Here is a 24,998-nt window from a genome sequence, read left to right on the forward strand (position 1 = left end):
TGCTCGGTACGCTAAACCCCAGCCAGTACCGTCGGATCACCGGAACGCCAGACGTTATCCACCGTCACCCGCCGGATCAGCCAGACGTTTGCCTCCCTGACCAACTCAACGTCATAACGGTTTTTCATCAGATAGTGCCGCGTCGGATCGCTTTGCGGCACATGCTGCGCCTCCACCAACGCATCCAGGCGGGCGCTGTCACCTTCCAGCGTCACCCGTGCGTTGCTCACCGAGTGCGTGGTATCGAGCTGGCTGAGCGCCCCCGACAGCGCGGCGACGATGGTGTCACGGCCTTCCAGCACAGGGTATTCAAAGCCAGCCTTGGCGGCAGCCGGGCGGAAATCCGACACGGCAGTGTCGGTGAATACCGAGGCGAGCAAGGCCGAATCGTTCTGGTCGATGCCTGCAGCGAAGCGATGCAGCGTGTCGATCACCGCGAACGTGTCGGCGGTGGTTTGAAACTCAGTAGACGTCATGGGTGCAATTCCTGTGGCGTTAGTAATCGATGATCTGCGTACCGAAAATCGTCTGGGCAAAACCCACGCCGAACAGCTTTGCCGGGGTTTCGAAGCCGGAACGGCGTTCGCCGTCGAGTACACGGCGTGCAGCTTCCACGGCGGCCAGCGGGGTGTAGCTGTAGCCGTTGACGGTCTCGATGACCGAGCGCGCCACCGAACCATTGATGCCGGTGACTTCAGCCACGGCGCGTGCGCGATGGGCGTCGCGCTGGGCCTGGGTGGGGCCGTCGGGCAGCAGCGACAGGTCGCCTTCCGGGAAGGCTTCGCCGCTGATGTGCACGAACATGGAAATATTTGGGATGGCGCTGGAGTGCCAGGCCGTCACCAGGTCACCGAACGACAGCGGCGTACACAGTGCGAGTCCGTCACCAAAGTCCAGGTGCTGAGACTGGGCATCCGGTGTGGCCACCAGTTCACCCTCGATTCGCGCCATGACGCCGGCGCCGATGATCTCGCCAACGCTCATGGCCGACCCGCGGGACATAGCGCCAGGCACCTGCAGGGCGATTTTTATCGACTGCGGCGTCTGCACACGACTGGCAACGTGCATGGCCAGACAGTCGGTGGGCACCACGTCCCAGCCCACTCCGGGCAGTAACATCACATCCGCTTCGGCGCCGAGTTGTTCGGCAAGGCGGTACACATTGATTTCGGCGGTGATGTCCAGGTAATCGGTGCCATTAGCAATGCAGGCACGCATCAGGGCTCCGGCAGTCTGGGCGAAAGGGCCGGCGAAATTGCGCAGGACGTCGATTCCTTCCAACTGAGCAGCATCCGTCGTGAAGACGCGGCAAGGCGCGTCCAGTTCAACGGCCAGGGACGCCAGGCGTTCGGCGTTGCGGCCGGCCAGCACCAGGTTCAGCCCAAGGTGTTTCGCGTGTTGCGCCGCCATGCGTCCGGTGTAGCCGGTGGCGCCGTAGATCATCAGGGTTTTCATGCGGTGTGCTGCCAGTTCTTGTAGACGAATTCGAGGCTGTAGCCGTCCGGGTCAAGGACATTGGCAGCGTAGTAGTCGGGGTGATAGTGCAGGCGTGCGCCCGGCGCACCGTTGTCGGTAGCACCGTTTTCCAGGGCAGCGGCGTAGGCGTTTTCCACTTCGGCGTGATTGTTGGCGACAAAGCCCACATGCACTGCGCGCCCTTCCACCACGCCTTCGCGCAGCCAGAAGAACATCCGACCGTTGGCGCCAAAACCTTTCAGATCCGGATGCCCAGGCGGACCGTCCTTGCCGGCATAGTCCAGCCGTGCGGTGATGCCCAGGGGTTTCAGGACAGCCTCGTAGAAACGAATGGAACGTTGGATATCACTCACCGAGATAAACAGATGATCCAGCATGCTATGGCCTCCTGATTCAGATGATGTAGCCGCCGGCGACTTCGAGGGTCTGGGCATTGATCCAGCGGCCTTCTTCCGACAGCAGCATAGCGATGACCCGTGCCACGTCTTCCGGTTCGCCTACACGGCCGAGGGCGGTTTGCCCGGCCAACAGCGCTTCGAACTCATCGTTCAAGCCGCCACCCAATTCGGTGCGGATTGCGCCGGGGGACACCGCATTGGCGCGGATGCGTCGCTCACCGAACTCCTTGGCCATGTAGCGAGTCAGCACATCCAGGCCGCCTTTGAACGCGGCGTACGGCGCGACACCCGCCGTGGCAACACGAGTGGTGGCGCTGGTGAGGTTGACGATGCCGGCGTGTGCTTCCAGCAGCGGCAACAAGGTTTGAGTGAGGAAGAACGGGCCTTTGAGATGCACGTTGAACAGGTCGTCGAACTGCACCTCGGTCACCGACTCAAGGGGGTTGAACAAACCATGACCGGCGTTGTTCACCAGACCGCTCAGACTGCTAACGCCCCAGGTGCTGTGCAGGGCATGCGCCACGGCATCACGAAAGGCCGCGAAGGTGCTGACCGCGCCAACGTCCAATTTCAACGCCGCCGCTTTCCCGCCGCCCGTTTCTATGCGCTGGACCACCGCCTGCGCCGCCTCCGGATTGCGGTTGTAGGTGAGAATCACGCCATGCCCCTGACGAGCGCACAGCTCGGCGGTACTGGCACCGATGCCGCGGCTGCCTCCGGTGATTACGATAACGCCCATGGCTTGCTCCGCTGCTGAAAAGTTGAGTGCCCACATTAGCCATCGTCTGACTCTCGAACGCAGCCGTTCCTACTCCAATCCTGCCTGTTTCTGCTTTTTGCTTGCGTATGGGCCGTCGGAAGGAACAGCATGGCCCCCATGAATACTCAGCTGATCGAATTGCGTACCCTGGCCGCCAGCGCCGAAAACCGCCGCACCGAGACCGGCATCCCCCGCGTGGCGATGGTCCAGGGCGCGGTTCCGGAGCATCTGCTTGCAGCGGTGTATGAGCCGATGATCAACCTGATCCTGCAAGGCAGTAAGTGCATGACCGTGGGCGACCGCACCCTGCATTACGATCCGGCGACGTACTTTGTGATGTCCATCGAGCTGCCAGCCGTGGGCGTGGTGAACCCGGCCAGTACCGGTGAGCCGTACCTGGCGGTGAGTCTGACCCTGGACCCCGCCGTGCTGACCACCCTGCTCAATGACCTGCCGCCCCCCGGCGGGCGTTGCGAACAGGACGCCGGTTTTTCAGTGGCCGCCGTCACGCCGGCCTTGATGGATGCCTGGGTGCGCATGTTGCGCCTGATGGGTGACCCGGTCGCGATTGCCGCGTTGGCGCCGGTCTATGAGCGGGAAATTCTCTACCACGTATTGCAAGGCCCCCACGGCTGGATGCTGCGCGAAATTGCCGCGCCGGACACCGCCATGGCGCGGGTCAGCCGGGCAATTCAGTGGATTCGTCGCGACTTTGCCGAACCGATCCGCGTGGAAGCGCTGGCCCAGGCGGCGGCGATGAGTGTTTCGGCATTTCATCGGCACTTCAAGGCGGTCACCAATTTGAGCCCGTTGCAGTACCAGAAACGCGTGCGATTGTTGCAGGCGCGTACCTTGATGGTGGCCAGCGCAAGCAGTGTGACCAGCGCGGCGTTCGAGGTGGGGTATGAAAGCCCGACCCAGTTCAGTCGGGACTATGCGCGGGTATTCGGGTTGCCGCCGGCGCGGGATACGGCGCGGATTTTGGCAGCGACTAAAGGCCACATCCTGGAATAGGCCTAATGGGTTGAGCAGGATCTACTGAGGTGAGCAGGCTTGTCCTGCGCTGGGCGCGTAGCGGCCCTGAAACCTGCCACTGAGTTTTATCTGAAAAAACGCGGTGACCTTGTTGGGGCTGCTGCGCAGCCCGGCGCGGGACGAGCCCGCTCACCACAATTAACTCCATTCATCAAAGGGGTTGATTCACAAGGGCCCGTTCATCACAGGCCCCGGTGGATTTACAGGGTTACTTACGCGCCGCCTCCCACTGCTTGAGCAGATCGCCGTACGCCACGGTCTCGCCTTTCGGCTTCTCGTTGGCCAGTTTCGGCTTCGGCGCGCCAGGCTGGTCGAACCAGTATTGCGCGTCACGCTCGGGGTTCATTTTCGGGCCGCACACCGGTTGCACCTTGGAGCGTTCCAGGCGCGTCATGATCGCGTCCTGCTCCTTGGCCAGGTTGTCCAGCGCCTGTTGCGGGGTTTTCTCGCCGCTGGCCGCCGCCGCGATATTGCTCCACCACAGTTGTGCCAGACGTGGGTAGTCCGGCACGTTGGTACCGGTCGGGGTCCACTCCACCCGGGCCGGGCTGCGGTAGAACTCCACCAGGCCACCGAGTTTCGGCGCCATGTCCGTCATCGCTTGGGAGTTGATGTCCGACTCGCGAATCGGCGTCAGGCCGACGATGGTTTTCTTCAACGAGACGGTTTTCGAGGTGACGAACTGCGCGTAGAGCCAGGCCGCGAGCTTCTGTTTCTCAGGCGTCGACTTGAGGAAGGTCCAGGAACCTACGTCCTGGTAGCCCTTTTTCATACCCTTTTCCCAGTACGGTCCGACCGGCGATGGCGCCATGCGCCACTTCGGCGTGCCGTCGGCATTCACCACCGGCAGGCCCGGCTTGGTCATGTCGGCGGTGAACGCGGTGTACCAGAAGATCTGCTGGGCGATGTTGCCCTGGGACGGCACCGGGCCGGATTCGGAGAAGGTCATGCCCGCCGCTTCCGGTGGCGCATAGGCTTTCATCCAGTCCACGTATTTCTGGGTGGCGAATACCGCAGCCGGGCCGTTGGTGTCGCCGCCACGGGTGACGCTGGAGCCCACCGGGTGGCAGTCCTCAACGCGAATGCCCCACTCGTCCACCGGCAGGCCGTTGGGCAGCCCTTTGTCGCCGCCGCCGGCCATGGAGAACCAGGCATCGGTGAAGCGCCAGCCCAGGGATGGGTCTTTCTTGCCGTAGTCCATGTGCCCGTACACGCGCTTGCCGTCGATTTCCTTGACGTCTTCGCTGAAGAATTTGGCGATATCTTCGTAGGCAGACCAATTCACCGGCACGCCCAGCTCGTAGCCGTATTTTTCCTTGAACTTGGCTTTCAGATCCGCACGCTCGAACCAATCCGCGCGGAACCAATAGAGGTTGGCGAACTGCTGGTCGGGCAGTTGGTAGATTTTGCCGTCCGGCGCGGTGGTGAACGAGATGCCGATAAAGTCCTTGATGTCCAGGGTCGGCGAGGTGAAGTCCTTGCCTTCGTTGGCCATCAGGTCGGTGATGGATTCGGTCTTGCCATAGCGAAAGTGCGTACCGATCAGGTCCGAGTCGTTGACCCAGCCGTCATAGATATTCTTGTCGGACTGCATCTGGGTCTGCAGTTTCTCCACCACGTCGCCTTCCTGCAGCAGGTCGTGGGTCAGGGTGATGCCGGTGATTTCGCTGAAGGCCTTGGCCAGCACCTTGGACTCGTATTCGTGGGTGGTGAGGGTTTCCGACACCACATTGATCTTCATCCCACGAAACGGCTCGGCGGCCTTGATGAACCACTTGAGCTCCGCGAGCTGCTGCTCGGCCGTGAGGGTGGACGGCTTGAACTCGCTGCCAATCCATTTTTTTGCGGCATCTTCATACGCATCGGCCCAGGCCGCTGCGCTCAAACCGCTGAGGGCCAGTACGGCGGCCAATGAAATGCTATGTCGCAGCTTATTGTTTTTATCGAACATAGAGACCTCCTGGTTGTTTATTCAATCGGAGCACTAGCCCCAACGCATCACACACAACAGCCACACCAGGGACAGCGCGGACGCCGCCCAGATGCTCCAGCCGGTGACGCCGATTACCAGCAAATGCAGGTAGGCGCTGCCGAGAAGACCGATAAACAAGCGATCACCACGGGTAGTGCTGATCGGCAGAAAACCGCGCCGAGGGATGCTCGGCGAGCGCATTTCCCAGGTGGTCATGCCCACGAGAATCAGGGCTATGGCACCAAAGAACAGCGCGGTGGGGGTGGTCCAGGCCATCCATTCCATCATCGAATCCTCTAGACCCGGCCCAGGGCAAAGCCCTTGGCCACATGGTTGCGAACAAACCAGATCACCAGCATGCCTGGCAGGATAGTCAACACCCCCGCCGCTGCCAGTACGCCCCAATCGATACCCGAGGCCGACACCGTACGCGTCATCACCGCTGCGATCGGCTTGGCGTTGACCGAAGTCAGGGTGCGCGCCAGCAACAGCTCGACCCAGGAAAACATGAAGCAGAAAAACGCCGTCACACCGATGCCGGAGCCGATCAGCGGAATAAAGATCTTCACGAAGAACTTGGGAAACGAGTAACCATCGATGTAGGCGGTTTCATCGATTTCTTTGGGCACCCCGGACATGAAACCTTCCAGGATCCAGACCGCCAGCGGCACGTTGAACAGACAGTGAGCCAAGGCCACTGCGATGTGCGTATCGAACAGGCCGATGGACGAATACAGCTGGAAGAACGGCAGCAAAAACACCGCCGGTGGCGCCATGCGGTTGGTCAACAGCCAGAAGAACAGGTGCTTGTCACCCAGGAAACGGTAGCGCGAAAACGCATAGGCCGCCGGCAGCGCCACGCTCAGGGAAATCACCGTGTTCAGGCTCACGTAGTACAGCGAGTTGAGGTAACCGGTGTACCAGCTCGGGTCAGTGAAGATCACCTTGTAGTTGGCCAGGGTGAAATCCTGCGGAAACAGCGTCAGGCCGCCGAGGATTTCGGTGTTGCTCTTGAAGGACATGTTCAGCAGCCAGTAGATCGGCACCAGCAGGAACAGGATGTAGATCAGCAGCGGGATAAGCTTGCGCTTGCTCATGTTGGCGGCCTCAGCGATTGGCGTCGGAATGGGTCATGGCGGTGTAGAACAGCCAGGACACCAACAGGATGATCAGGAAATACACCAGGGAAAACGCCGCCGCCGGGCCCAGGTCGAATTGACCTACGGCCATCTGGGTCAGCGTCTGACTGAGGAACGTGGTGGCGTTACCCGGCCCGCCGCCCGTCAGCACGAAGGGCTCGGTGTAAATCATGAAGCTGTCCATGAAGCGCAGCATCACTGCGATCAGCAGCACGCTTTTCATCTTGGGTAACTGGATATAGCGGAACACCGCCCACGCCGAGGCACGGTCGATGCGCGCCGCCTGGTAGTACACATCCGGAATCGCCCGCAGCCCGGAATAGCACAGCAGCGCCACCAGTGAGGTCCAGTGCCACACGTCCATCACCAGCACGGTGACCCAGGCGTCCATGGTGTTGGCCGCGTAGTTGTAGTTGATGCCCAGGGCATTGAGGCTGGAACCCAGCAGGCCGATGTCGGCGCGGCCGAAGATTTGCCAGATGGTGCCCACCACGTTCCACGGGATCAGCAACGGAATGGCCAGGACGATCAGTACCAGTGACGACCAGCGGCCTTTGGTGGGCATGGTCAGGGCGATGGCGATGCCCAGCGGGATTTCGATCAGCAGCACGCAGGCCGAATAGATGAACTGGCGCAGCAGCGAGTCGTGCAGGCGTGGGTCGAGCAGTACCTGCTTGTACCAATCGGCACCGACGAAGTAGCGGCTGGACTGGTCGAAGATGTCCTGCACCGAATAGTTGACCACGGTCATCATCGGGATGACCGCACTGAACGCCACCAGCAGGAACACCGGCAACACCAGCCACCAGGCCTTGTTGTTCTGCACCTTGTTCATGGCTGCACCTCCAGCAGGTAGTCATCGGCATAGACCATCAGCCATTGCGCGGGAAAGCTGATGGAGGCTTTGCCTTCGGGCACCGGTTTGTCCTCGGCCAAGCGCACTTTCAACGGCACGCCGTCGAGTTCGAGGGTCATGATCTTGTAGGTACCAAGGTCTTCGACATGCAGGACATCGGCCTGCAAAGCGTCGGCGTTGTACTCGTCCCACACATGGATGAATTCCGGGCGGATACCCACCTGCAATTTCCGGTAGTCCATGGTGCTGATGCGTTGCTGCAAGGCATCCGGCAATGGCAGATGAGTGCCGGCAAACCGCACCCCGCCCGCCTCGGCCTGCACCTCGATCAGATTCATCCCCGGGCTGCCGATGAAATAGCCGACAAAGGTATGGCTAGGTCGCTCGAACAGTTCGCGAGGCGTGCCGAACTGCACGATCTGCCCGCCGTACATCACCGCGATCTTGTCGGCGAACGTCGATGCCTCCAGTTGGTCATGGGTGACGTAGACCATGGTGATGTTGAATTGCTCGTGGATCTGCTTGAGCTTGCGCCGCAGCTTCCACTTCAGGTGCGGGTCGATCACCGTCAGCGGCTCGTCGAACAGGATCGCCGACACATCGTCACGCACCAGGCCACGGCCCATGGAGACTTTCTGTTTTTCGTCGGCGGTGAGGTTGCGGGCTTTCTTGGTCAGCAGGTTTTGCAGGTCAAGGACTTCGGCGATTTCCTGCACCTTGCTATGAATTTTCGCCTCGGCCATGCCTTGGTTGCGCAGCGGGAACGCCAGGTTGTCGAACACGGTCATGGTGTCGTAGACCACCGGGAACTGGAATACCTGGGCGATGTTGCGTTTTTCCGGCGTGAGGTCGTTGACCACTCGGGTATCGAACAGCACCTGGCCTTCGGACGGGCTGAGCAGGCCGGAGATGATATTGAGCAAAGTCGACTTGCCGCAGCCCGAGGGTCCGAGCAAGGCGTAGGCACCGCCCTGCTCCCACACGTGGTTCATTTCCCGAATGGCGTAGTCCTCGGGGCCACTGGGTGCAGCGCTGTAGCTGTGCGCCAGGTTCTGCAAATGGATCTCGGCCATCAGGCAACCCTCGCGACACGGCGCCCGGGGGCCTGGACCAAACGGCCCTGGCCATCGAACACAAACAGTTTATGGGTGGGGATATACACGCGAATCGGCGCGTCGACGTCGTACTCATGCACGCCGGGCAGGTGCAGCACCAGCAGAAAGTGTTCGCTGCGCACGTGCAGGAAGGTTTCCGAGCCACTGATCTCGGCGACCTCCACCGTGACGGCCAGCTCCAGGTCGTCATCGTTACTGGGCACCAGGCTGATATGGCTGGGACGCACGCCAAAGCGGAACTCGCCTTCGCCGATGGGGCGCAGGTCGACGTTCAACGGGAAGTGCACAAAATTGGCGAAGCTCACTTCGTTGCCGCTGATACGCCCCGGCATCAGGTTGATCGGCGGTTCGGAAAACAGCTCGGCGGCCAGCACGGTCTGCGGCTGGTGATAGACCTCGGCGGCCTTGCCGCTCTGGATCACCCGGCCTTCGTGCAGGATGGTGGTGGTGCCGCCGAGCGCCAGCGCCTCGTTCGGTTCAGTGGTGGCGTAGATTGCGATGGTGTGACGGGCCTCGAACAGCTCGCGCATTTCCTGACGCAGCTCTTCGCGCAGTTTGTAGTCCAGGTTCACCAGCGGCTCGTCGAACAGGATCAGTTCGGCATCTTTTACCAACGCCCGGGCCATGGCCGTACGCTGCTGCTGGCCGCCTGACAGTTCCAGCGGGTAGCGCTTGAGAAACTTCTCGATGCGCAGCATCTTCGCGGTTTCCAGCACCTTGCTCTGGATCAGTTCGTCGGACACACCGGCCTGGCGCAACGGCGAGGCGATGTTCTCGAACACGGTCATGGTGGGGTAGTTGATGAACTGCTGATACACCATCGACACGTTGCGCAGGCGCACCGGCTTTTGCGTGACATCCACGCCATTCATCAGGATGCGGCCACTGTCGGGCTTGTCCAGGCCGGCCATCAGGCGCATCAGGCTGGTTTTGCCGGACAGGGTGCGACCGAGCAGAACGTTGAAGGAACCGGCTTCGAAACGCAGGTTGGCGTCGTCGATCCAGGTCTGGCCTTCGACAACGCGGGAGACATGTTCCAGGGTCAATGACATGACACGACCTTTTTATTATTGGAATGAAACTGGCCATTCAGCAAAGCGAGTTTCGTGCCAAAACGGCAAGTGCTTGATGCGCAAGGAAATGGGGTAAAGGCGATGTTCGGGAGTGAACAATCTGACTGAACAACTGAACAGGTCGGGGGTTGACAATGAACAGTTCTGAACAACACTCTCATGCCCAATGCAGGCTGAATGTGGGAGCTGGCTTGCCTGCGATAGCGGTGCATCAGCCACAGAGGTGCAAGCTGACACAACCTCATCGCAGGCAAGCCAGCTCCCACAGTTTGATCGCGCAAGGCTCCATAAAAATAACAATAAAAAGAAGGTCACCATGGTCGAATCCTTGGCTCACGACACCCTTATCCAGGAATCCTGGCGCCGTTGCCGCGCCTTCGGCCTGGACCACCAGAGCACGCCCAGCTTCGACCAACTGCCTGCGGAGGGCATCAGCCAATTGCTGGAGAGCCAGCACTCGCTGGTGCAGACCACTCATCAGGAAGTGCTGCCCTACTACGAAAACATCCTCAGCAATTCCAACTGCCTGATCATGCTGGCCGACAACCAGGGCCAGGTGCTGACCTCGTGGGGCACCCAGCGGTTTATCGAACCCAAGCTGGCACGGGGCTTCAACCCGGGCGCCAGCTGGAGGGAGCGCTCCAGCGGCACCAACGCCATCGGCACCGCGCTGGCCTGTGCCCAGGCGGTGCATATCGAGCACGATGAACATTTCCTCAAGGCCAACCGCTTCATGACGGGCTCGGCCGCACCGATCTTCGATGCGCAACGGGAAATCATTGCGGTGCTGGATGTGTCCAGCGACAGCTACCTGCCGCCCTCCCACACCCTGGGCATGGTCAAGATGATGAGCCAGACCGTGGAAAACCGGCTGATCCTCAACCTGTTTCGCGGTGAACACTTTCAGCTGACCTTCAACACCGGCCTGAACAACCTCGACAGCCAGTGGGCCGGCCTGCTGATTTTCGATGAAAGCGGCCAGGTGCTCTCGGCTAACCGGCGGGCCGACAATCTGTTAGGCATCAGTTTGTCGCGGGTGATGATCGACAGTCTGTTCAAGGTGTCGCTGCTGGAGTTGTTGAACCAACCGGAGGGTTTGCCGTTCTCGCTGCAAGCGGCCGGCCGCAACCGCTTCCAGTGCTTGCTCAAGCGGCCCCGGCAGATGCCGGTGCAGGCCCGGGTATTCGCGGAAGCCAAGCCGGCGGCGCCCGTGGTGCCCAAATCGACGGGCATCAGCCTCAACACCCTGCATTTCGGCGATGTGCGTGTGGAAAAGGCCGTGCGCCAGGCGGAACGTTTGTTGGAGAAAGACATTCCACTGCTGATCCACGGTGAAACCGGGGTGGGCAAAGAGGTGTTCGTCAAGGCCTTGCACCAGGCCAGTTCGCGCAGCCAGCAGGCCTTTATCGCGGTGAACTGCGCGGCAATTCCTGCTGAGTTGGTGGAGTCGGAATTGTTCGGCTACGAAAAAGGCGCGTTCACCGGCGCCAATCAGAAAGGCAGCATCGGCCTGATCCGCAAGGCCGACAAAGGCACGTTGTTTCTCGATGAAATCGGCGACATGCCGCTGCCGACCCAGGCCCGCCTGTTGCGGGTATTGCAGGAGCGCTGCGTACAACCGGTAGGCAGTAGCGAACTGTTCCCGGTGGATTTGCGCATCATCTCCGCCACCAACCTGGTGTTGCGTGAGCAGGTGCAAGCCGGGCGGTTCCGCGAGGATCTGTATTACCGCATCGGCGGCCTGACCCTGGAACTTCCGCCCCTGCGCGAACGCACGGACAAGCAGGCGCTGTTCCAACAACTGTGGCAGCAGCACCGCGACCCCACGCAATGGGCCGGGCTAAGCAACGAGGTGTTGGCGCTGTTCGACAGGCACCCGTGGCCGGGCAATTTGCGCCAGGTGAGCAGTGTGTTGCAGGTAGCGTTGGCGATGGCCGAAGAACAGCCGATCCGCCCGGAGCATTTGCCGGATGACTTTTTTGTAGATCTGAAACTGGCGGCACCGCTGCCTGCCATTGAAGATGCGGGGGACCGCGTCATGGAGGACAGCGCCGACCTCAACCAGCGCTTGAAGGCGGCGGGCGGGAACATTTCCCACCTGGCGCGGGAACTGGGGGTCAGCCGCAATACCCTGTACAAACGCCTGCGCCAGAACGACGGCTGACTCAGCGCGGCTTGACCACCACCAGCCAGTCGGTGAAGTACTCCACCTGGATCGGCAGGTTATCCGCCAGGGCCGAGAGCGCCGCTGCCGTGTCGTCCAGCTTGAACACGCCGGACACGCGCAGGTTCTGCAAGGCCGGTGCGTCGAAGCGCACCAGCCCTGGGCGGTAACTGGCCAGGGTTTGCAGCACGTCGCTCAAGGGTTGGTCGTTGACCTTGAGCAGGCCACGGGTCCAGGCATCCGGGTCGGCACTGCCGATGGCCTGCGGGGCCTGGGCGCGACCATGATCGAGGATGGACCGCTGGCCAGCCATGACCTTGACCCCGTCACTGGCCTCACCTTTGACCGCCACGCTGGACTCGATCACCGTCACCACCGTGGTGCCGTCGGCGGCACGCTTGACCAGGTATCGCGTGCCCAGGGCGGTGGCGCTGCCCTGGTCCGTACGGACCACGAATGGCCGTTGCGCGTCCTTGACCACCTCCACCCAGAGTTCGCCCTGCAGCAGTTCGATCACCCGTTGCTGACCGTCGAATTTGACGTCCACCGCCGAGTTGCTGTTGAGCTGCAATCGGCTGCCATCCTCAAGGGCGATCTGGCGTCGTTCACCCACGCCGGTACGCTGATCGGCCATCCACACCGGCACGTGCTGCACGCCCAGCCAGCCGCACAGGACAACGCCGAGCACGCCGAACACCTGCGCGCCACGGGATCGCCGGGGGGCGAATGCACGGTTCAGGGCCAGGCGCGCGGGCCTGGCGGGTAACGTATCGAGACTGCCCCACAGGCCGCGCATGCGCTCGATGGCCACCCCGTGACGCGGATCGGCATCGCACCATTGATAGAAAGCGTGGCGGTCGGCGTCGGTGACGTCTTCGTCGTGCAGGCGAGTGAGCCACTGCGCGGCCTGCTGGATGATCTGTTCGGAATTCATGCCAGCGGGTCAGCCCCGTGCAGGCTGTGGTAGCAGTGCACCAGGGCACTGGAGATGTAGTTTTTGACGGTGCTGGAGGACACGTCCAGACGCGTGGCGATCTCGCTGTAGGTCAGGCCGTCGAGGCGACTCAGCAGAAACGCCTCGCGCGCCTTGGCCGGCAGGCCGGCCAGCAGTTCGGCGATGCGCTCCAGGGCCTGCAATGCCACATGGATCGCCGCCGGGTCGGGCATGCCGGCGTCTTCGCACTGAATCATCAAGGCTTCCATATAGGCTTTTTCGATACGGCGTCGACGGGCGCCATCGATCAGCAGCCGCCCGGCAGTGGTTGCCAGAAACGCGCGAGGCTCCTTGATGTGGTGCGGCTCGGCCAGCATCAGTACGCGAATGAAGGCGTCATGGGCCAGGTCGGCCGCATGCTGGGAACAGCCGAGTTTCTTGCGCAGCCAGCCGTGCAGCCAACCGTGGTGCTCGCTGTACATCGCCGTGAGGGTCTGCTGACGCGATGAATCGCCCAGCGCGGCCGGAATGTCATGCATGCGCAATAATTTCTCAAATGGGAAGTGTTACCAATTGCGCGAACAATGCCAGTAAAACCGCATCGGGGCAAGGTCTACCGGGGTGAACAGGATTCATTGTAGTGAGCAGGCTTGTTGTGGTGAGCAGGCTTGTCCTGCGCTGGGGCGCGCAGCGGCCCCAAAACCAGTCGCCGCATGTGTATCAGGAAAAACGCGGTGGGCTTGTTGGGGCGGCTGCGCCACCCAGCGCGGGCGGTGCGACGATTCGTCAAGCCCGCTCACTACAAAAGAGGGCTCACAGGGGCATTCAGCGCCAGCTCCAGGACACGCCGGTGTAAACGCCTCGACCATCTGCCGGCGTAGAGCGCGCAACGTCCAGGCCCTTGTCGTCGTAACCCGGTGTGACGGTATTGGCGTAGCGCCGGTTGGTAAGGTTGCGCAGATCGACCCAGGCTTGCCAGTCCTGTCTGGGCGCGTCGTAGCCGAAGGTAGCGCCGAGGGTGGTGTATGCCGCCGCGTAGTAGGAGTTGGCGTAGTCCACCGCTACCCGCGATGAATGCTCGGTGTTGAGGCTGGTGTAGAAACCGGACGGGTGGCTGTAGCGCAGTTGTGCCTGGAAATAGTGTTTGGGAATGCCCGGCAAAGTGTTATCGCCGAAGAGATCGTCGTCACGGTAGTGGAAGTCGCTGAAGGTGTAGGCCTGGCGCAGGTCGAGTTTGCCGCTGCGACCACCGTCCCACAAAGGGCTGAGCACGCTCACTTCCACGCCCTGGTGCACCGTGGGGCTGGCGTTGGATTCGGCGACGACCGCATTGCTCGTCGGTGTCTGAGCCTGGGTTTCCACCGTCAGCAGTTCGTGCCGCACTTCGGAACGGTACAGCGCCAGGTCCCACTGCCCGAGCCACGCTTCGCCACGCCCGCCGATTTCCAGGGTAGTCGCGGTCTGGTTTTTCAGGCTCACCCCTTCACGTGCCAGGCCTTTGGCGGGGCCGCTCGCAAAGTACTTGTTGGAGCCCCAGATCATCGACCATGCGTGCGGCGGCTCGACCGAACGGCTCAGGTTGCCGTACACCTGCAACTGCGGGGTGAAGTCGTAACGCAGGCCGAGGCGCGAGGCGTAGTCCCAGTCGTGCTGGCTGAGCGGCGCCTGCCCTTCAGGATAGGTGACCCGGGTTTCGCGGCGGGTGTAGATCGCAGCCAGGCCGGTGGTCAGCCACAGGTCGGGCAGCAGCTCCAGGTCGTTGCCAATATGCAAAACCGTGTCGGAGCCCAGATAACTGTAGTCACGGGTCTTGGTACCGGGCGCATAGGTGGCGGTGTTGCCGGCGGGTGTGCGTACGTATTCCGACGCGCCGTTGTTCGGCATCGCCTGGGTGGTGCGCAGGCCGACAGTGGTTTTACTGTCGTGGCCGAACAGCGTGTCCTGGCGGATGTAGTTCAGGGTGCTGCTGAGATCGGTGTAGGCAACTTTCAGGCGGTTGGTGCCTTCACGCAGGTCCATGGGGTAGTCGTGGTAGGCCACGCCGAGTTCCAGGCGGGCATTGTCATCCAGCAGCAAGGTGGTCTTGTTGGCGATCCAGGTCGAACCCGGTTCCAGGCGCTTGGAGTCACGGGTGACGTTGAGGCTGGCGGCGGCGCGCGGGTCGTGGTTGATCTGGTCGCGGGTGAGCTTGCCGGGGGTGTCGTTGGTGGTTTCACGGTAGCGAATGTAGAAACGGGTTTCCAGCGTCGGGCTGAAGCGATAGCCGAAGTTGGCCGCGAAACCCTTGCCGGTGGCGGCGCTCTGGTGCTGATAGCCATCGGATTCCGAGTCGGTGAGGCTGATGTAGTAATCGGCATCGCCCAGCACTTGGCCCGAGCTGATTTCACGCTGGGCGTAACCCCTGCTGCCCACTTCATAACGCAATTGCAGCTTGGGCGCGTCATAACCGGTTCGGGTCACGTAATTGACCGCACCACCCAAGGCCAGCGCGCTCTGATCGAACCCGTTGGCACCGCGCAGCACTTCGACGCGGCTTTGCCACAATGGCACTTTGAGTTCATAGGGGGTGCCGCCGGGACCGGTCAGCGGCAGGCCGTCGAACATTTCATACAAACCGGAGCCATGGGCGCCGGGGCTGCGGTTCAAACCCGAGCCACGAATCGAGAGCTTTACCCCTTCGTTGTTCGCTGCCTTGGCGTACACGCCGGCCTGGTACTTGAACACGTCCTCGTTGGTGCTCACCCGCCCCTGCTGCACGCTGTTCATATCGATGTAGTTGGTGCCGCCGGGCACGCTTTTGAGCTGGGCCTGGGCCACTTCGCCGGCGCTGGCTTCGCTACTGGTGACTTCGACCGGGGCCAGTTGCAGGTCTTCGGCCTGTACCAGTGAACTCAACGTCAGGGCAGCAAACAACAGTGGAGGTTGGCGCAACAACATCAGGCAGATCCTTGGGGGTTCGGGGGGCACGGGATGGGATGATCATGGCGCCCGTCAGGTCACGCCTTATTAACGGACCAGAGCGTTCCCACAACAGGATCGGACGCAGTTTATTTTCTAAGTCCAAAAACGCATTAATACATGCGAACTCAGTATTTAAGGAAATAACCACCAGGCAGTACTGTTGAGCCACTGAGTCAACCGAGCCTTACGAGATCTCGCCCATGCAAACATCTGCCGCCGTCATCGATTTCACCCTCCACCGCAAACGCCGCCAGGCACGGGCTGCGGGCGAGCTGATGTGGGCGATGTATGCAGCGCGGGCCGGGCTGGCGGTGTTTACTGCACAGGTGGCACCGTCCAGCGATACGCGCCGGGCGTAAGGCCGATGAATTTCCTGCACGTGCTCGCCGACCCACCCGCCCCCCTGCCCAAACCCACTACCGACGACGATGTGATCAGCCTGTGCGTGGCGAACAACCTGCAACGCCTGCGCAGCAAGCGTCACTTGTCGCTGGATGGCCTGGCGCGCGCCTGCGGCGTGAGCCGGGCAATGCTGGCGCAGATCGAATCGGGGCGTAGCGTGCCGTCGATCAAGGTGCTGTGCAAGATCGCCAAAGGTTTGAAAGTGTCGGTGGCGGCGTTCCTGGAGGACCGCGCCTTCGAAGGCGTGGAGGTGCTGCCGGCGCAACAGAGCAAGCGCCTGGTGAGTGCCGACGGGGCCTTCATCAGCCGTGCGTTGTTCCCCTACGATACGACGCGCCAGTCGGAGTTCTACGAGATCCGCCTGCGTGCCCTTGGGGAAGAAATCTCCGAAGGCCACGGCCCCGGGATTCAGGAAAACCTCGTGGTGGCCCAGGGCGTGCTGGAAGTCAGTGTCAACGAGGAGCGCTACCTGCTGTCCACCGGCGATTCGATCCTGTTCTACGCCGACCAGCCCCACCGCTACCGCAACCCGGCAGACAGCGAGGCCGTGGCGTTCCTGGTGATCACCTATCCCGAACGCCTGGACTGAAATGCAAAACGCCCCGACAAGTCGGGGCGTTGTTCATTGCACAGCACGCATCAGCAGGTGCAGCACATCATCGGCATGCCGTTGCAGCTCATCATCATAGGCATGGCGCAGTCGTTCATCATTTTGTTCATGAGCATGCAGCAGTTTTCCATCATGGCCATGCTCATGCCAGGCATCGGCATCATTTTGCACACCATGCTGTCGCCCATCAGGGTGCATTCCATCACGCACTTCATCATCGGCATCTGCATGCCCATCATCGGCATCAGGTTCATGCCGGTCATCATGGCCATGGCCTCGGCCGACATCCCCATCATCGACATGTTGGCGCACTGCATCATCATCGGCATGCCGCAGTTCATCATCATCGCCATCATTTCGGCGCTGGTCTTGAATTGAGCCATGTCCATGCCGGCGGCCGGTTTCATCGTGCACATCATGGCGTCAGCGGCCATTTCGCACTTCATGGTGGCCATCATCATCGGCATGCCCATCATGGGCATCATCGGCATGTTGGTGTTCATGGGCATTTGCATTGCGTTCATCATGTTCGAAACTCCGTAATCGACAGGAAATGGCTAAGCACTGCGGCCGATTCTAGAGAAGCCGGGCAACCGTGCAAGACGGCGACAGAGCAGCGGAAATGGGCGTTCCGGAAGGAGCTTGGTCGATGAAAACAGCCAGGCAGGCTGTGATTGCATGCATTTCGTCGCCATAACGCCGACCACTTCCGCTTAAAGATAAATAGCGGCGTTATGGATATTCGAAACAGCTATGCCGACCAATCAGAAGGAAATAATCGATCTAACCAGGCCATGAAAACTGTACGTCAGCCGGTGGCAGGTTGCGGTCCATGCCCCGCATCAACAGCGCGATCAATCCGAAACCGGAGATATGAATACCTGGAGCGAATTCAGGGAGTGGGTATTTCCAGATTTAGCATCAATTCATCCGCCTCAGACCCCGGGGCCAACCTGAAACCGTACATTTCATCAGCCGCCAGGATTGCGCCAAGGGCCTGGAGCAGTTGTGCCTCGGTGGGTGACTCACGCAGCAGTTTATGCGCCGGCAATAACAGATCAGCGGCTACGCCCTGAACGCTGGCCGCGTCGATCACCGCAAAAAGGATAAAGCGCAGGCGGATCTCGCGGTCAGTGGGCCAAACCGTTTTTTGCTTACCCAAGGCAGGGCCTCATCTTTTCGGAAAAATCCGAGGCTATTGCTCACGGTGGCGTGTTTCAAGCTGCGGGCCGCAAGATAGGCCGCTTCCTACACAGCAAAAAGAAACACCCCACGGAAACTTCGTTATTCAGCGGATGAGCGTGTCGCTTGCCAGCAAATCAGCGAACCGAAGGTCACCAACACCGCGCCTTGCCAGAACTGCGCCGTCAAATGTGCCCCCAACCACAACGCCGCGAACGCCGAGGACAGCACCGGCGCGGAATAGGACGCCGTGGCCAGCAAGGTCAGGTTGCCGCGCAGGATGCCCAGGTTCCACAACGCGTACCCGCCCGCCATCGCCACCCCTGCCGCCAGCAGTTGAAGGCTGCTGCTCAAAGTGAATGCAGGCAGCACTTCGTTGCTCGCGGCATACTTCAGCCACAGCACGCAGGCAGTAAGGGTGAAAAACAGCATCACCAGGTTTTGCCCGCCGGCGTAGCGGCGCGTGACGTTGCAATACAGCGCAAAGGTGATCGCACAGCCCAACGCCAGGCTGTAGCTCAACGGGTTGGAGTTGACGTTGGCGAGGATGGTCGCCACGGACAGGCCGTCACCGCTCACGACCCACAGGATGCCAAACAACGCCAGCAACGTGCCCGGCACTATCATCCAGCGGGCTCTCTGACCATTCATGACCATGGCAAGCAACACCGTGAGGCATGGCCACAAGTAATTCACCACCCCCAGTTCAATGGCCTGGTTGCGGTTACTGGCGTACCCCAATGCCAGCGACAGGCACACTTCATAGGCGACAAACAACGCACTGCCCAGGATCAGGTACAACCAGGACGTGGCGCGCACCCGTGGCCGTCCCAGCAGAAGCACCAGCAATACCGCGCCCAGGGTATAGATCAACGCTGCACCGCCCAGCGGACCGAAGAACTCACTGACGCTGCGGATCAACCCGGCAGCCGTGCTCCACAGGAGAATCGCCACCAACCCGCATGCGGTGGCAGCCCGTTCGCTGCTGATTTGCATCCTGACCTCTTGCACACAAAAAACAATGAAGGGGGATGCTACCAGCGTTCACTGCACCGGCAGGAAATTCATCAACAACAAACTTTGCGCATAATTGAGACCGATGCGGCGATAGCGCTCATCGAGCATCTGGGTCAGCAGGTCGAGACGCGCGACGATCTTGCCGAACTCCACGGCAAAACTGAGGTTGCTGCCCTCCTCCGAGATTTCGTTGGAGAACAGCAACAACGCGCCATTCGCATCCTGGCGCTTGCCGAGCAGCCAGGTCGCTTTCTCGATATTGCGCGCGGCGTTGCTGACGAACTGCGGGTTGATCGAATCGGTCATGTAAAACTCGGTACGCCCGCCATGGGCGGTGACGAGCATGCTGCCGATCGCATAGATAAACGCCCCGACCCGATCGCCCTTGAACTCCGGGCTCAGGGAATAACTCAGCGCAGCCAGGTCACGACGATCACCCAAGGCCGGCAGTGGACGACGCTGCTCGATGGCCTGGCGGATTTCGCGCGCGGCACTCACTGCATCCGGATACCCCGACTGACGCCACTGATTGGGGTTGCGCAGGTAAAGCTTGCTCATCAGCAAATACAGGCTTTGCAGGTTGTCGCGCATGCCCAGGGTGGCCATGCGATCCACGCTGGTCTGGAAGAACTCATCCGGCTTGCCCTTGCTGAACTGCTTGGCGATGTCTCGTCCCTGTTGCTGGCTGCAACCGGTGGTGCCGAGCAACAGCATGACGGCCAGCAGCCAGCACCAGCGCGGCCATCGATGATTAAACAGTTTGGTTGTGCGATCCATCGGCACCCGGTCTGGTTCTCGTCTCCACGCGGGGGTCGCATGGCTGGGACAACGATAGATCGGGCAAATCGGAAAAAGTGCAGTGGCAGCCCGCAGATAATGACGCTGGCCAACGCACACACCGCCTGGGCGCCCCGTAGATTCCGCGCAAACGTGAAGATTTGATTTCTGACTCTATACTGAAACGTACAGGTGCATGGGGTGCGGGCAACACCACCCGTGGCCGTGCAGGCTGAACCTATGAAGGTGGCGACGATGATTCATCCAATCCGGGCTCAACTGGTTGTCCAGGTGATCTGCCTGTTATCGGTCGCGCAGTTGTTCTGCTGAGCGCGCGATGCCTGCTCCATCCATCGCTGCCCGCGCAGCGAAGGGAGGTATTGGCCCGCTAAATCGTAAACGTCGCGACGGCGAGGCTCTACGAGAATGGCGGGCGTACCCTTATTGTGCGGGCTTTGGCATGTAGTGCTCACGCACGAACAACACTTCGAAACCGGCGCGCAGAATGTTTCGGTAAGACGGGCCGATAGCGTCGCCCGGCAGCGGATGCCCGGTCTCTACATGCACGCCGGTTACACCCATCGCCAGGGCATCCCTGACGCGACGATCGATCAACAGGCTTTGCGCCCCTCGCCCGCGATGCTCCTTGAGCGTGGCGCCCACACCCAGCCAGGCCAGCCCATCGTTTACATATAACGCACCCACACCCACCGGCGTTTCGCCATCGCAGGCAAAATACACACGCCATCCCGGACGGCCCGCCAACTGCCCGAACCAATCGTCACAGCCTTCGGGAAAACCAAAGGCGGCGCGTACCAGACCACCCACTGCCTTGCGCTCGCTCGCGCCCACCTCACGCACGCTCAATTCACCGTCGACGGGGTCCGGCAAAACGGCACCCGTGTGCAAAAACCGCGCGAGCCCGCCCCCCGCAACGCCCAAACCAGCGGCAGAAAGCCAATCCTTGACCTGTGCCGGCTCTGCATTGGGGTCGATGCCAATGGTGTGCGATGGATTGGCGTAGCGGCTTATCCAGCTCTGGATGTCATCCAGCTGAGCCTGGGTTGCAGGTGTCGAGGTGCCAAACTTCAGCACCCGATTAAACAACCACGAGGGAAAATGTTTATGCGCAAAACACGTCCCTCCGGACAAACGCTCTGCGCGCAACTGATGCCGGTGCGCGTAATCCTCCGGCGCCGCATTGTAGATATCCCACCAGGCTGATTCTTCGATGTGCTGGGCATCACGGAAGAGCGAAACCGGCGTGCGGTCGTTCGGGTTGTTGACAGACATGGCGTTTCCTTCTGGTTCGAATGGATGACATCGCCTTTCTGTAACAGCTGACCGGAGGGATAAATTCCATGGCGCGGCAAAGAGTGTTCACCCTAGACCTGGGTAAACCCGCCATCGACACACAGATCCACGCCCGTCACGAAACTCGAGTCTTCTGACGCTAGAAACAAGGCGGCGCCGGCAATCTCCTCGGGACGCCCGAAACGGCCGAGAGGAACCCCGGCCTGCATGAAATCCTTCCATTCCTGGGAGGCGGGCCGGGTGAACGGCGTATCGATGGGGCCGGGGCTGATCACATTGACGCGAATGCCGCGGTCCTTGAGCTCCATGGTCCAGGTGCGGGCAAATGAGCGAACCGCCGCCTTGCTCGCGCAATATAGACCGGCGCCCGCCATTCCTTTGGTACCCGCGATCGAGCCATTCAGGATGATCGAGCCGCCATCGCTCATAAGGGGAAGCGCTTTTTGCACCGCGAACAAAACCCCTCGCACGTTGGTACTGAAGGTGGTGTGAAAGTCATCCAGGGTAGCGGTCGTGACATGCTCGGTAGCACTCGCCGGGGCACCTGCGCTGACAAACAGCACGTCGATGCGCCCGCGCTCGGCGCGCACCACGTCATACAACCGGTCCAGGTCCTCATTGCGAGCAATGTCGCCCTGAACACCGATCACGTCACCGCCAATGTCTTTCAACGCCTCATCGAGCATCGGCTGGCGTCGCCCGGTGATGACCACTTGCGCACCTTCCGCTGCAAAGCGCTTCGCCGTGGCGAGGGCCATGCCCGTCGTACCGCCGATGATCACGGTTACCTTGCCTTTAAGCTTCGACATTCAACTTACCTCTGCGCCCTGAAATGGATGTGTTTTCTGATTATTCAGGCGGACTGGCCGGTTTCCAATACGGAAACCTGTGATAGCTTTTATTCCATTCTGGAATTCATCGATACTGAACGCAGGACATCCCCGATGGACCACATCAACCGAATGCAGCTGTTTGCCCGCGTGGTAGAAACCGGCAGCTTTTCCAGCGCGGGCAAAGCCGAAGGCGTTGCCCAATCCACCGTCAGCAAGGAGATATCGGCGCTCGAAAAGCGCCTGGGTGCCCAATTGATTCGTCGCAGCGCCCGGGGGCTGAGCGTCACGGAACAGGGTCGGTACTTTTATGATTTCGCGCTGGGCATGCTGGCAGATCTGGACGCGGCCGAAACGTGGATACGCACCGGTGACACTGCGCCAAGAGGACGAATCCGGGTGGCGGCGCCCGCCGTGTTATCCAGCCGATTCATCGCCCCTCACCTTCCTGAGCTGTTGCTGAAACATCCCGAGCTGTCGATCGATATGGAAGTGTCCGAGCGCTACGTGAGCCTGGTGGAGGATGGCATCGACGTGGCGGTCCGCATTGGCGTCCTGAAAGACTCAAGCCTGATCGCCCGGCGCATCGGCAGCCTTGAGCCCGTCGTCGTCGGCGCGCCGAGCTACCTGGCGGCCCGGGGCGTGCCTCGATCACCGACGGACCTTGAAACCCACGTGTGCCTTCCGTTCCTGTTTCAAGGCGGCTCCAAAACCTGGAAATTTCGCAGCCCGCAAGGAAACATCAACATTTCCCCCAGCTCGCGCTTGCGCACCAACGACGCCGAAAGCGTTCACGCCATCGCCCGCGCCGGGCTGGGGTTGGCCCAAGGCCCCAGGTGGATGTTTGCGCAAGACCTGGAGCAAGGAACGTTGGTCGCGGTGCTTGAGGAGTATCGAGCTGACCTGGTGCCCATCCACGCGATTGCGTCGGGCAGTCGTCGCATGACCGGGGCCATCAAGGTATTGGTCGATTTCATTGCGCAGAAAATGGACGGAATGCCGCATTTGCGCGTGGGCGGGAGATGAATGATTGCATGCGAACGCAGCACACGCCGCTTAAAAGCAAATGCCCCGACAAGTCGGGGCATTCTCGGCACTTAACCGTTCGATTCGTGCGAGGCAAGTCTCTGACCAGTGTTTGCTTAACTGGTAAAAAACGCACCCTGCCGTGGAATCATCATTTGGCTTGGCGAAGTACCAGCTCTGACAGGCGAGTCTTGACCCGGAAGCAGAACTCACGAATTTGAAATTGATAAGCAGGCATGACCATATAGTTCAAGTCAGCGCCGATGGAGTCTTTGATCTCCATGTATTTAGCCGTTTTGGCGGCGATGACGCGGTATTCCGTCTCGTACTTATCGTAAGACGCTTTGCTGTAAAGCTTTAAAACATCCAGCTCTTTACGGCATTGCTCGGCACGACTTTGGTTCAAGTTCGTTTCCGATTCCGACTCAGCGGCCTGAGAAGAGGCAGCGCTTGGGGGAGCAGCATTGGCGTTCGCGTGTGCCGGTTCAGACTCATAGCGCACGGTCCAATTCGGTGGTGTCGCAGGTGTGGCTTCAGCAGGTGCTTCCTGGACAACGGCAGGAGGTGGGGTCACTACAGGCTTTTCTGGAGTTTTAGTAGCGCATCCCGCGAGGGCAAGTCCTACCGCTACAACGATGCCACACATTTTATCCATCGGTTCCACCAAAAAGTAATTACGGTTGGCTGAGTCGTTAGGTTCTGGGTAAAAGCAGTGATTCACTCAATGGTCGAGTGTGAGTTTTCTACCAGCCTCAAGGCGCTCAGCCTCTCTTCCTTGAGCGCACAGATACCCGATAATAGTAAAAAAACAAAGAGATGACGAGTAAAAGCTCATCAGAAAAGTCACAAGCTGGGTAGGAAAATTACGGTGGACCGAACTGCTTTCGGAACGCCGGTGAAAAACCGTCTTTCGCTACCTGAACCCCAGAAACACAAAAGCCCCGCGAGTGCGGGGCTTTCGTTTGAATCTTGGCGGGAAACCAGGGATTCGAACCCTGGGAACGCTATTAACGTTCGCCGGTTTTCAAGACCGGTGCATTCAACCACTCTGCCAATTTCCCTTGCGCATCACAGGATTATAGTAGTCCATCCTGTCTCAGCGGGCGCCATAATACCCGAATGAAACACACTGTCAAACTCTCGCCATAGCTTGTTACAGAGCGTCTGTTATGATCTTTGCGACTGAACGTTTCAAAACCGAAGGAGTGTCGCCATGCGCGAACAGAATTACGCAGTGAATGGTCACGCGCAGGCTGAGCAGCTTGAAGTCAGCCGCGTTTTGCGCAACACCTATGGCCTGCTCGCCCTTACCCTCGCCTTCAGCGGTGTAATGGCGTTCGTGGCGCAGCAGATGCGCGTCGGCTACCCGAATATCTTTGTCGTGCTGATCGGCTTCTATGGCCTGTTCTTCCTGACCAACAAGCTGCGCGACTCGGCCTGGGGCCTGGTGTCGGCGTTTGCCTTGACCGGCTTCATGGGTTTTATTCTCGGTCCGATCCTCAACCGTTACCTCGGCATGGCCGGCGGCGCGGAAGTAGTCAGCTCGGCCTTCGCCATGACCGCCGTGGTATTCGGCGGCCTGTCGGCCTACGTACTGGTGACCCGCAAGGACATGAGCTTCCTCGGTGGTTTCATCACTGCAGGCTTCTTCGTGTTGCTGGCTGCCGTGGTCGCCAGCATGTTCTTCCAGATCAGCGGCCTGCAACTGGCGATCAGCGCGGGCTTCGTGCTGTTCTCCTCCGTGTGCATCCTGTTCCAGACCAGTGCCATCATCCACGGTGGTGAGCGCAACTACATCATGGCGACCATCAGCCTGTATGTATCGATCTACAACCTGTTCGTCAGCCTGTTGCAGATCTTCGGCATCATGGGTCGCGATGACTGATCCATACCCGCAATAAAAAATGCCCCGTATCGAAAGATACGGGGCATTTTTGTTGCCGCGCCACGTGAACAG

Annotated in this window: 26 protein-coding genes and 1 tRNA gene; 6 read left to right on the forward strand and 21 right to left on the reverse strand. The window is 60.4% G+C overall.

Features of this window, described 5'->3' with window-relative positions:
* Positions 1-11 precede the first annotated feature (11 nt).
* From ACW9IN_RS00740 to ACW9IN_RS00755, 4 genes are read right to left on the reverse strand one after another with little or no spacing between them, the layout of a single operon-like run.
* Positions 12-476 (reverse strand): nuclear transport factor 2 family protein, encoded by a 465-nt coding sequence (locus tag ACW9IN_RS00740; protein WP_457364069.1) that lies wholly within the window; start codon positions 474-476, stop codon positions 12-14.
* Between the two features lie 19 nt (positions 477-495).
* On the reverse strand, positions 496-1,455 hold the full coding sequence (locus ACW9IN_RS00745) for a saccharopine dehydrogenase family protein (protein ID WP_457364070.1): 960 nt from the start codon (positions 1,453-1,455) through the stop codon (positions 496-498).
* Positions 1,452-1,853, reverse strand: coding sequence for a VOC family protein (locus ACW9IN_RS00750; RefSeq protein WP_457364071.1), 402 nt, complete (start codon positions 1,851-1,853; stop codon positions 1,452-1,454). The genes ACW9IN_RS00745 and ACW9IN_RS00750 overlap by 4 nt, the downstream gene beginning before the upstream one ends.
* A gap of 16 nt (positions 1,854-1,869) precedes the next feature.
* Positions 1,870-2,613 (reverse strand): SDR family NAD(P)-dependent oxidoreductase, encoded by a 744-nt coding sequence (locus tag ACW9IN_RS00755; RefSeq protein WP_457364072.1) that lies wholly within the window; start codon positions 2,611-2,613, stop codon positions 1,870-1,872.
* Between the two features lie 138 nt (positions 2,614-2,751).
* On the opposite strand from ACW9IN_RS00755, the gene ACW9IN_RS00760 reads away from it, so the two are divergent.
* Entirely contained in the window at positions 2,752-3,648 is an 897-nt protein-coding gene (locus ACW9IN_RS00760) for an AraC family transcriptional regulator N-terminal domain-containing protein (RefSeq protein WP_457364073.1), read from the forward strand.
* 229 nt (positions 3,649-3,877) lie between these two features.
* Here ACW9IN_RS00760 and ACW9IN_RS00765 read toward each other — a convergent pair whose 3' ends face one another.
* Genes ACW9IN_RS00765 through ACW9IN_RS00790 form a run of 6 tightly spaced genes read right to left on the reverse strand, consistent with a single transcriptional unit; the run spans position 3,878 to position 9,803 of the window.
* A complete protein-coding gene (locus ACW9IN_RS00765) occupies positions 3,878-5,620 on the reverse strand; it encodes an ABC transporter substrate-binding protein (RefSeq protein ID WP_457364074.1) in 1,743 nt (580 codons plus the stop codon).
* 33 nt (positions 5,621-5,653) lie between these two features.
* A complete protein-coding gene (locus tag ACW9IN_RS00770; RefSeq protein WP_457364241.1) occupies positions 5,654-5,926 on the reverse strand; it encodes a DUF2160 domain-containing protein in 273 nt (90 codons plus the stop codon).
* 11 nt (positions 5,927-5,937) lie between these two features.
* Complete coding sequence (locus tag ACW9IN_RS00775; protein ID WP_003232361.1) at positions 5,938-6,738, reverse strand: carbohydrate ABC transporter permease; 801 nt, start codon at positions 6,736-6,738, stop codon at positions 5,938-5,940.
* Positions 6,739-6,748: 10 nt separating this feature from the next.
* Positions 6,749-7,615, reverse strand: a complete 867-nt coding sequence (locus ACW9IN_RS00780) for a carbohydrate ABC transporter permease (protein WP_457364075.1) — start codon at positions 7,613-7,615, stop codon at positions 6,749-6,751.
* Positions 7,612-8,709, reverse strand: coding sequence for an ABC transporter ATP-binding protein (locus ACW9IN_RS00785; protein ID WP_457364076.1), 1,098 nt, complete (start codon positions 8,707-8,709; stop codon positions 7,612-7,614). Before ACW9IN_RS00785 ends, ACW9IN_RS00780 begins: the two co-directional genes overlap by 4 nt.
* Entirely contained in the window at positions 8,709-9,803 is a 1,095-nt protein-coding gene (locus ACW9IN_RS00790) for an ABC transporter ATP-binding protein (protein ID WP_457364077.1), read from the reverse strand. Before ACW9IN_RS00790 ends, ACW9IN_RS00785 begins: the two co-directional genes overlap by 1 nt.
* Before the next feature lie 337 nt (positions 9,804-10,140).
* Here ACW9IN_RS00790 and ACW9IN_RS00795 point away from each other — a divergent pair, with 337 nt between their 5' ends.
* Positions 10,141-11,988 (forward strand): sigma-54-dependent Fis family transcriptional regulator, encoded by a 1,848-nt coding sequence (locus ACW9IN_RS00795; protein WP_457364078.1) that lies wholly within the window; start codon positions 10,141-10,143, stop codon positions 11,986-11,988.
* 1 nt (position 11,989) lies between these two features.
* Here the strand turns inward: ACW9IN_RS00795 and ACW9IN_RS00800 are convergent, their stop codons facing one another.
* From ACW9IN_RS00800 to ACW9IN_RS00810, 3 genes are all read right to left on the reverse strand, one after another.
* Positions 11,990-12,922, reverse strand: a complete 933-nt coding sequence (locus tag ACW9IN_RS00800) for a FecR family protein (RefSeq protein ID WP_457364079.1) — start codon at positions 12,920-12,922, stop codon at positions 11,990-11,992.
* On the reverse strand, positions 12,919-13,461 hold the full coding sequence (locus ACW9IN_RS00805; RefSeq protein ID WP_457364080.1) for a sigma-70 family RNA polymerase sigma factor: 543 nt from the start codon (positions 13,459-13,461) through the stop codon (positions 12,919-12,921). Before ACW9IN_RS00805 ends, ACW9IN_RS00800 begins: the two co-directional genes overlap by 4 nt.
* Positions 13,462-13,747: 286 nt before the next feature.
* Complete coding sequence (locus ACW9IN_RS00810; protein ID WP_457364081.1) at positions 13,748-15,859, reverse strand: TonB-dependent receptor family protein; 2,112 nt, start codon at positions 15,857-15,859, stop codon at positions 13,748-13,750.
* A gap of 224 nt (positions 15,860-16,083) precedes the next feature.
* Between ACW9IN_RS00810 and ACW9IN_RS00815 the strand changes: the two genes are divergently transcribed.
* Positions 16,084-16,242 carry a hypothetical protein gene (locus ACW9IN_RS00815; protein WP_457364082.1) on the forward strand — a complete coding sequence of 53 codons (159 nt, stop codon included), beginning with the start codon at positions 16,084-16,086 and terminating at the stop codon, positions 16,240-16,242.
* Between the two features lie 5 nt (positions 16,243-16,247).
* A complete protein-coding gene (locus ACW9IN_RS00820; protein WP_457364083.1) occupies positions 16,248-16,874 on the forward strand; it encodes a helix-turn-helix domain-containing protein in 627 nt (208 codons plus the stop codon).
* Between the two features lie 50 nt (positions 16,875-16,924).
* On the opposite strand, the gene ACW9IN_RS00825 is transcribed toward ACW9IN_RS00820, so the two are convergent.
* The 6 genes from ACW9IN_RS00825 to ACW9IN_RS00850 all read right to left on the reverse strand — a co-directional run bounded on the left by ACW9IN_RS00825 (position 16,925) and on the right by ACW9IN_RS00850 (position 21,994).
* Complete coding sequence (locus tag ACW9IN_RS00825; protein ID WP_457364084.1) at positions 16,925-17,422, reverse strand: hypothetical protein; 498 nt, start codon at positions 17,420-17,422, stop codon at positions 16,925-16,927.
* Positions 17,423-17,787: 365 nt separating this feature from the next.
* Entirely contained in the window at positions 17,788-18,057 is a 270-nt protein-coding gene (locus ACW9IN_RS00830) for a hypothetical protein (RefSeq protein ID WP_457364085.1), read from the reverse strand.
* A 122-nt stretch (positions 18,058-18,179) separates the two neighbouring features.
* On the reverse strand, positions 18,180-19,073 hold the full coding sequence (gene yddG, locus ACW9IN_RS00835; RefSeq protein WP_457364086.1) for an aromatic amino acid DMT transporter YddG: 894 nt from the start codon (positions 19,071-19,073) through the stop codon (positions 18,180-18,182).
* Between the two features lie 48 nt (positions 19,074-19,121).
* Positions 19,122-19,871 carry a hypothetical protein gene (locus tag ACW9IN_RS00840; protein WP_457364087.1) on the reverse strand — a complete coding sequence of 250 codons (750 nt, stop codon included), beginning with the start codon at positions 19,869-19,871 and terminating at the stop codon, positions 19,122-19,124.
* 441 nt (positions 19,872-20,312) lie between these two features.
* The gene (locus tag ACW9IN_RS00845) at positions 20,313-21,164 is read right to left on the reverse strand and encodes a hypothetical protein (protein ID WP_457364088.1); all 852 of its coding nucleotides are present in this window, start codon (positions 21,162-21,164) and stop codon (positions 20,313-20,315) included.
* A gap of 92 nt (positions 21,165-21,256) precedes the next feature.
* Positions 21,257-21,994 (reverse strand): SDR family NAD(P)-dependent oxidoreductase, encoded by a 738-nt coding sequence (locus ACW9IN_RS00850; protein ID WP_457364089.1) that lies wholly within the window; start codon positions 21,992-21,994, stop codon positions 21,257-21,259.
* A gap of 135 nt (positions 21,995-22,129) precedes the next feature.
* Here ACW9IN_RS00850 and ACW9IN_RS00855 point away from each other — a divergent pair, with 135 nt between their 5' ends.
* The gene (locus ACW9IN_RS00855; protein ID WP_457364090.1) at positions 22,130-23,041 is read left to right on the forward strand and encodes a LysR family transcriptional regulator; all 912 of its coding nucleotides are present in this window, start codon (positions 22,130-22,132) and stop codon (positions 23,039-23,041) included.
* A gap of 151 nt (positions 23,042-23,192) precedes the next feature.
* Here the strand turns inward: ACW9IN_RS00855 and ACW9IN_RS00860 are convergent, their stop codons facing one another.
* Together ACW9IN_RS00860 and ACW9IN_RS00865 are read right to left on the reverse strand one after the other, a co-directional pair.
* Entirely contained in the window at positions 23,193-23,696 is a 504-nt protein-coding gene (locus ACW9IN_RS00860; RefSeq protein ID WP_457364091.1) for a hypothetical protein, read from the reverse strand.
* A 315-nt stretch (positions 23,697-24,011) separates the two neighbouring features.
* Positions 24,012-24,102: transfer RNA gene (locus tag ACW9IN_RS00865), tRNA-Ser, on the reverse strand.
* A 152-nt stretch (positions 24,103-24,254) separates the two neighbouring features.
* Between ACW9IN_RS00865 and ACW9IN_RS00870 the strand changes: the two genes are divergently transcribed.
* A complete protein-coding gene (locus ACW9IN_RS00870) occupies positions 24,255-24,926 on the forward strand; it encodes a Bax inhibitor-1/YccA family protein (protein WP_457364092.1) in 672 nt (223 codons plus the stop codon).
* Positions 24,927-24,998: the final 72 nt, after the last annotated feature.

The sequence above is a fragment of the Pseudomonas sp. SDO5271_S396 genome (genome assembly GCF_054071795.1).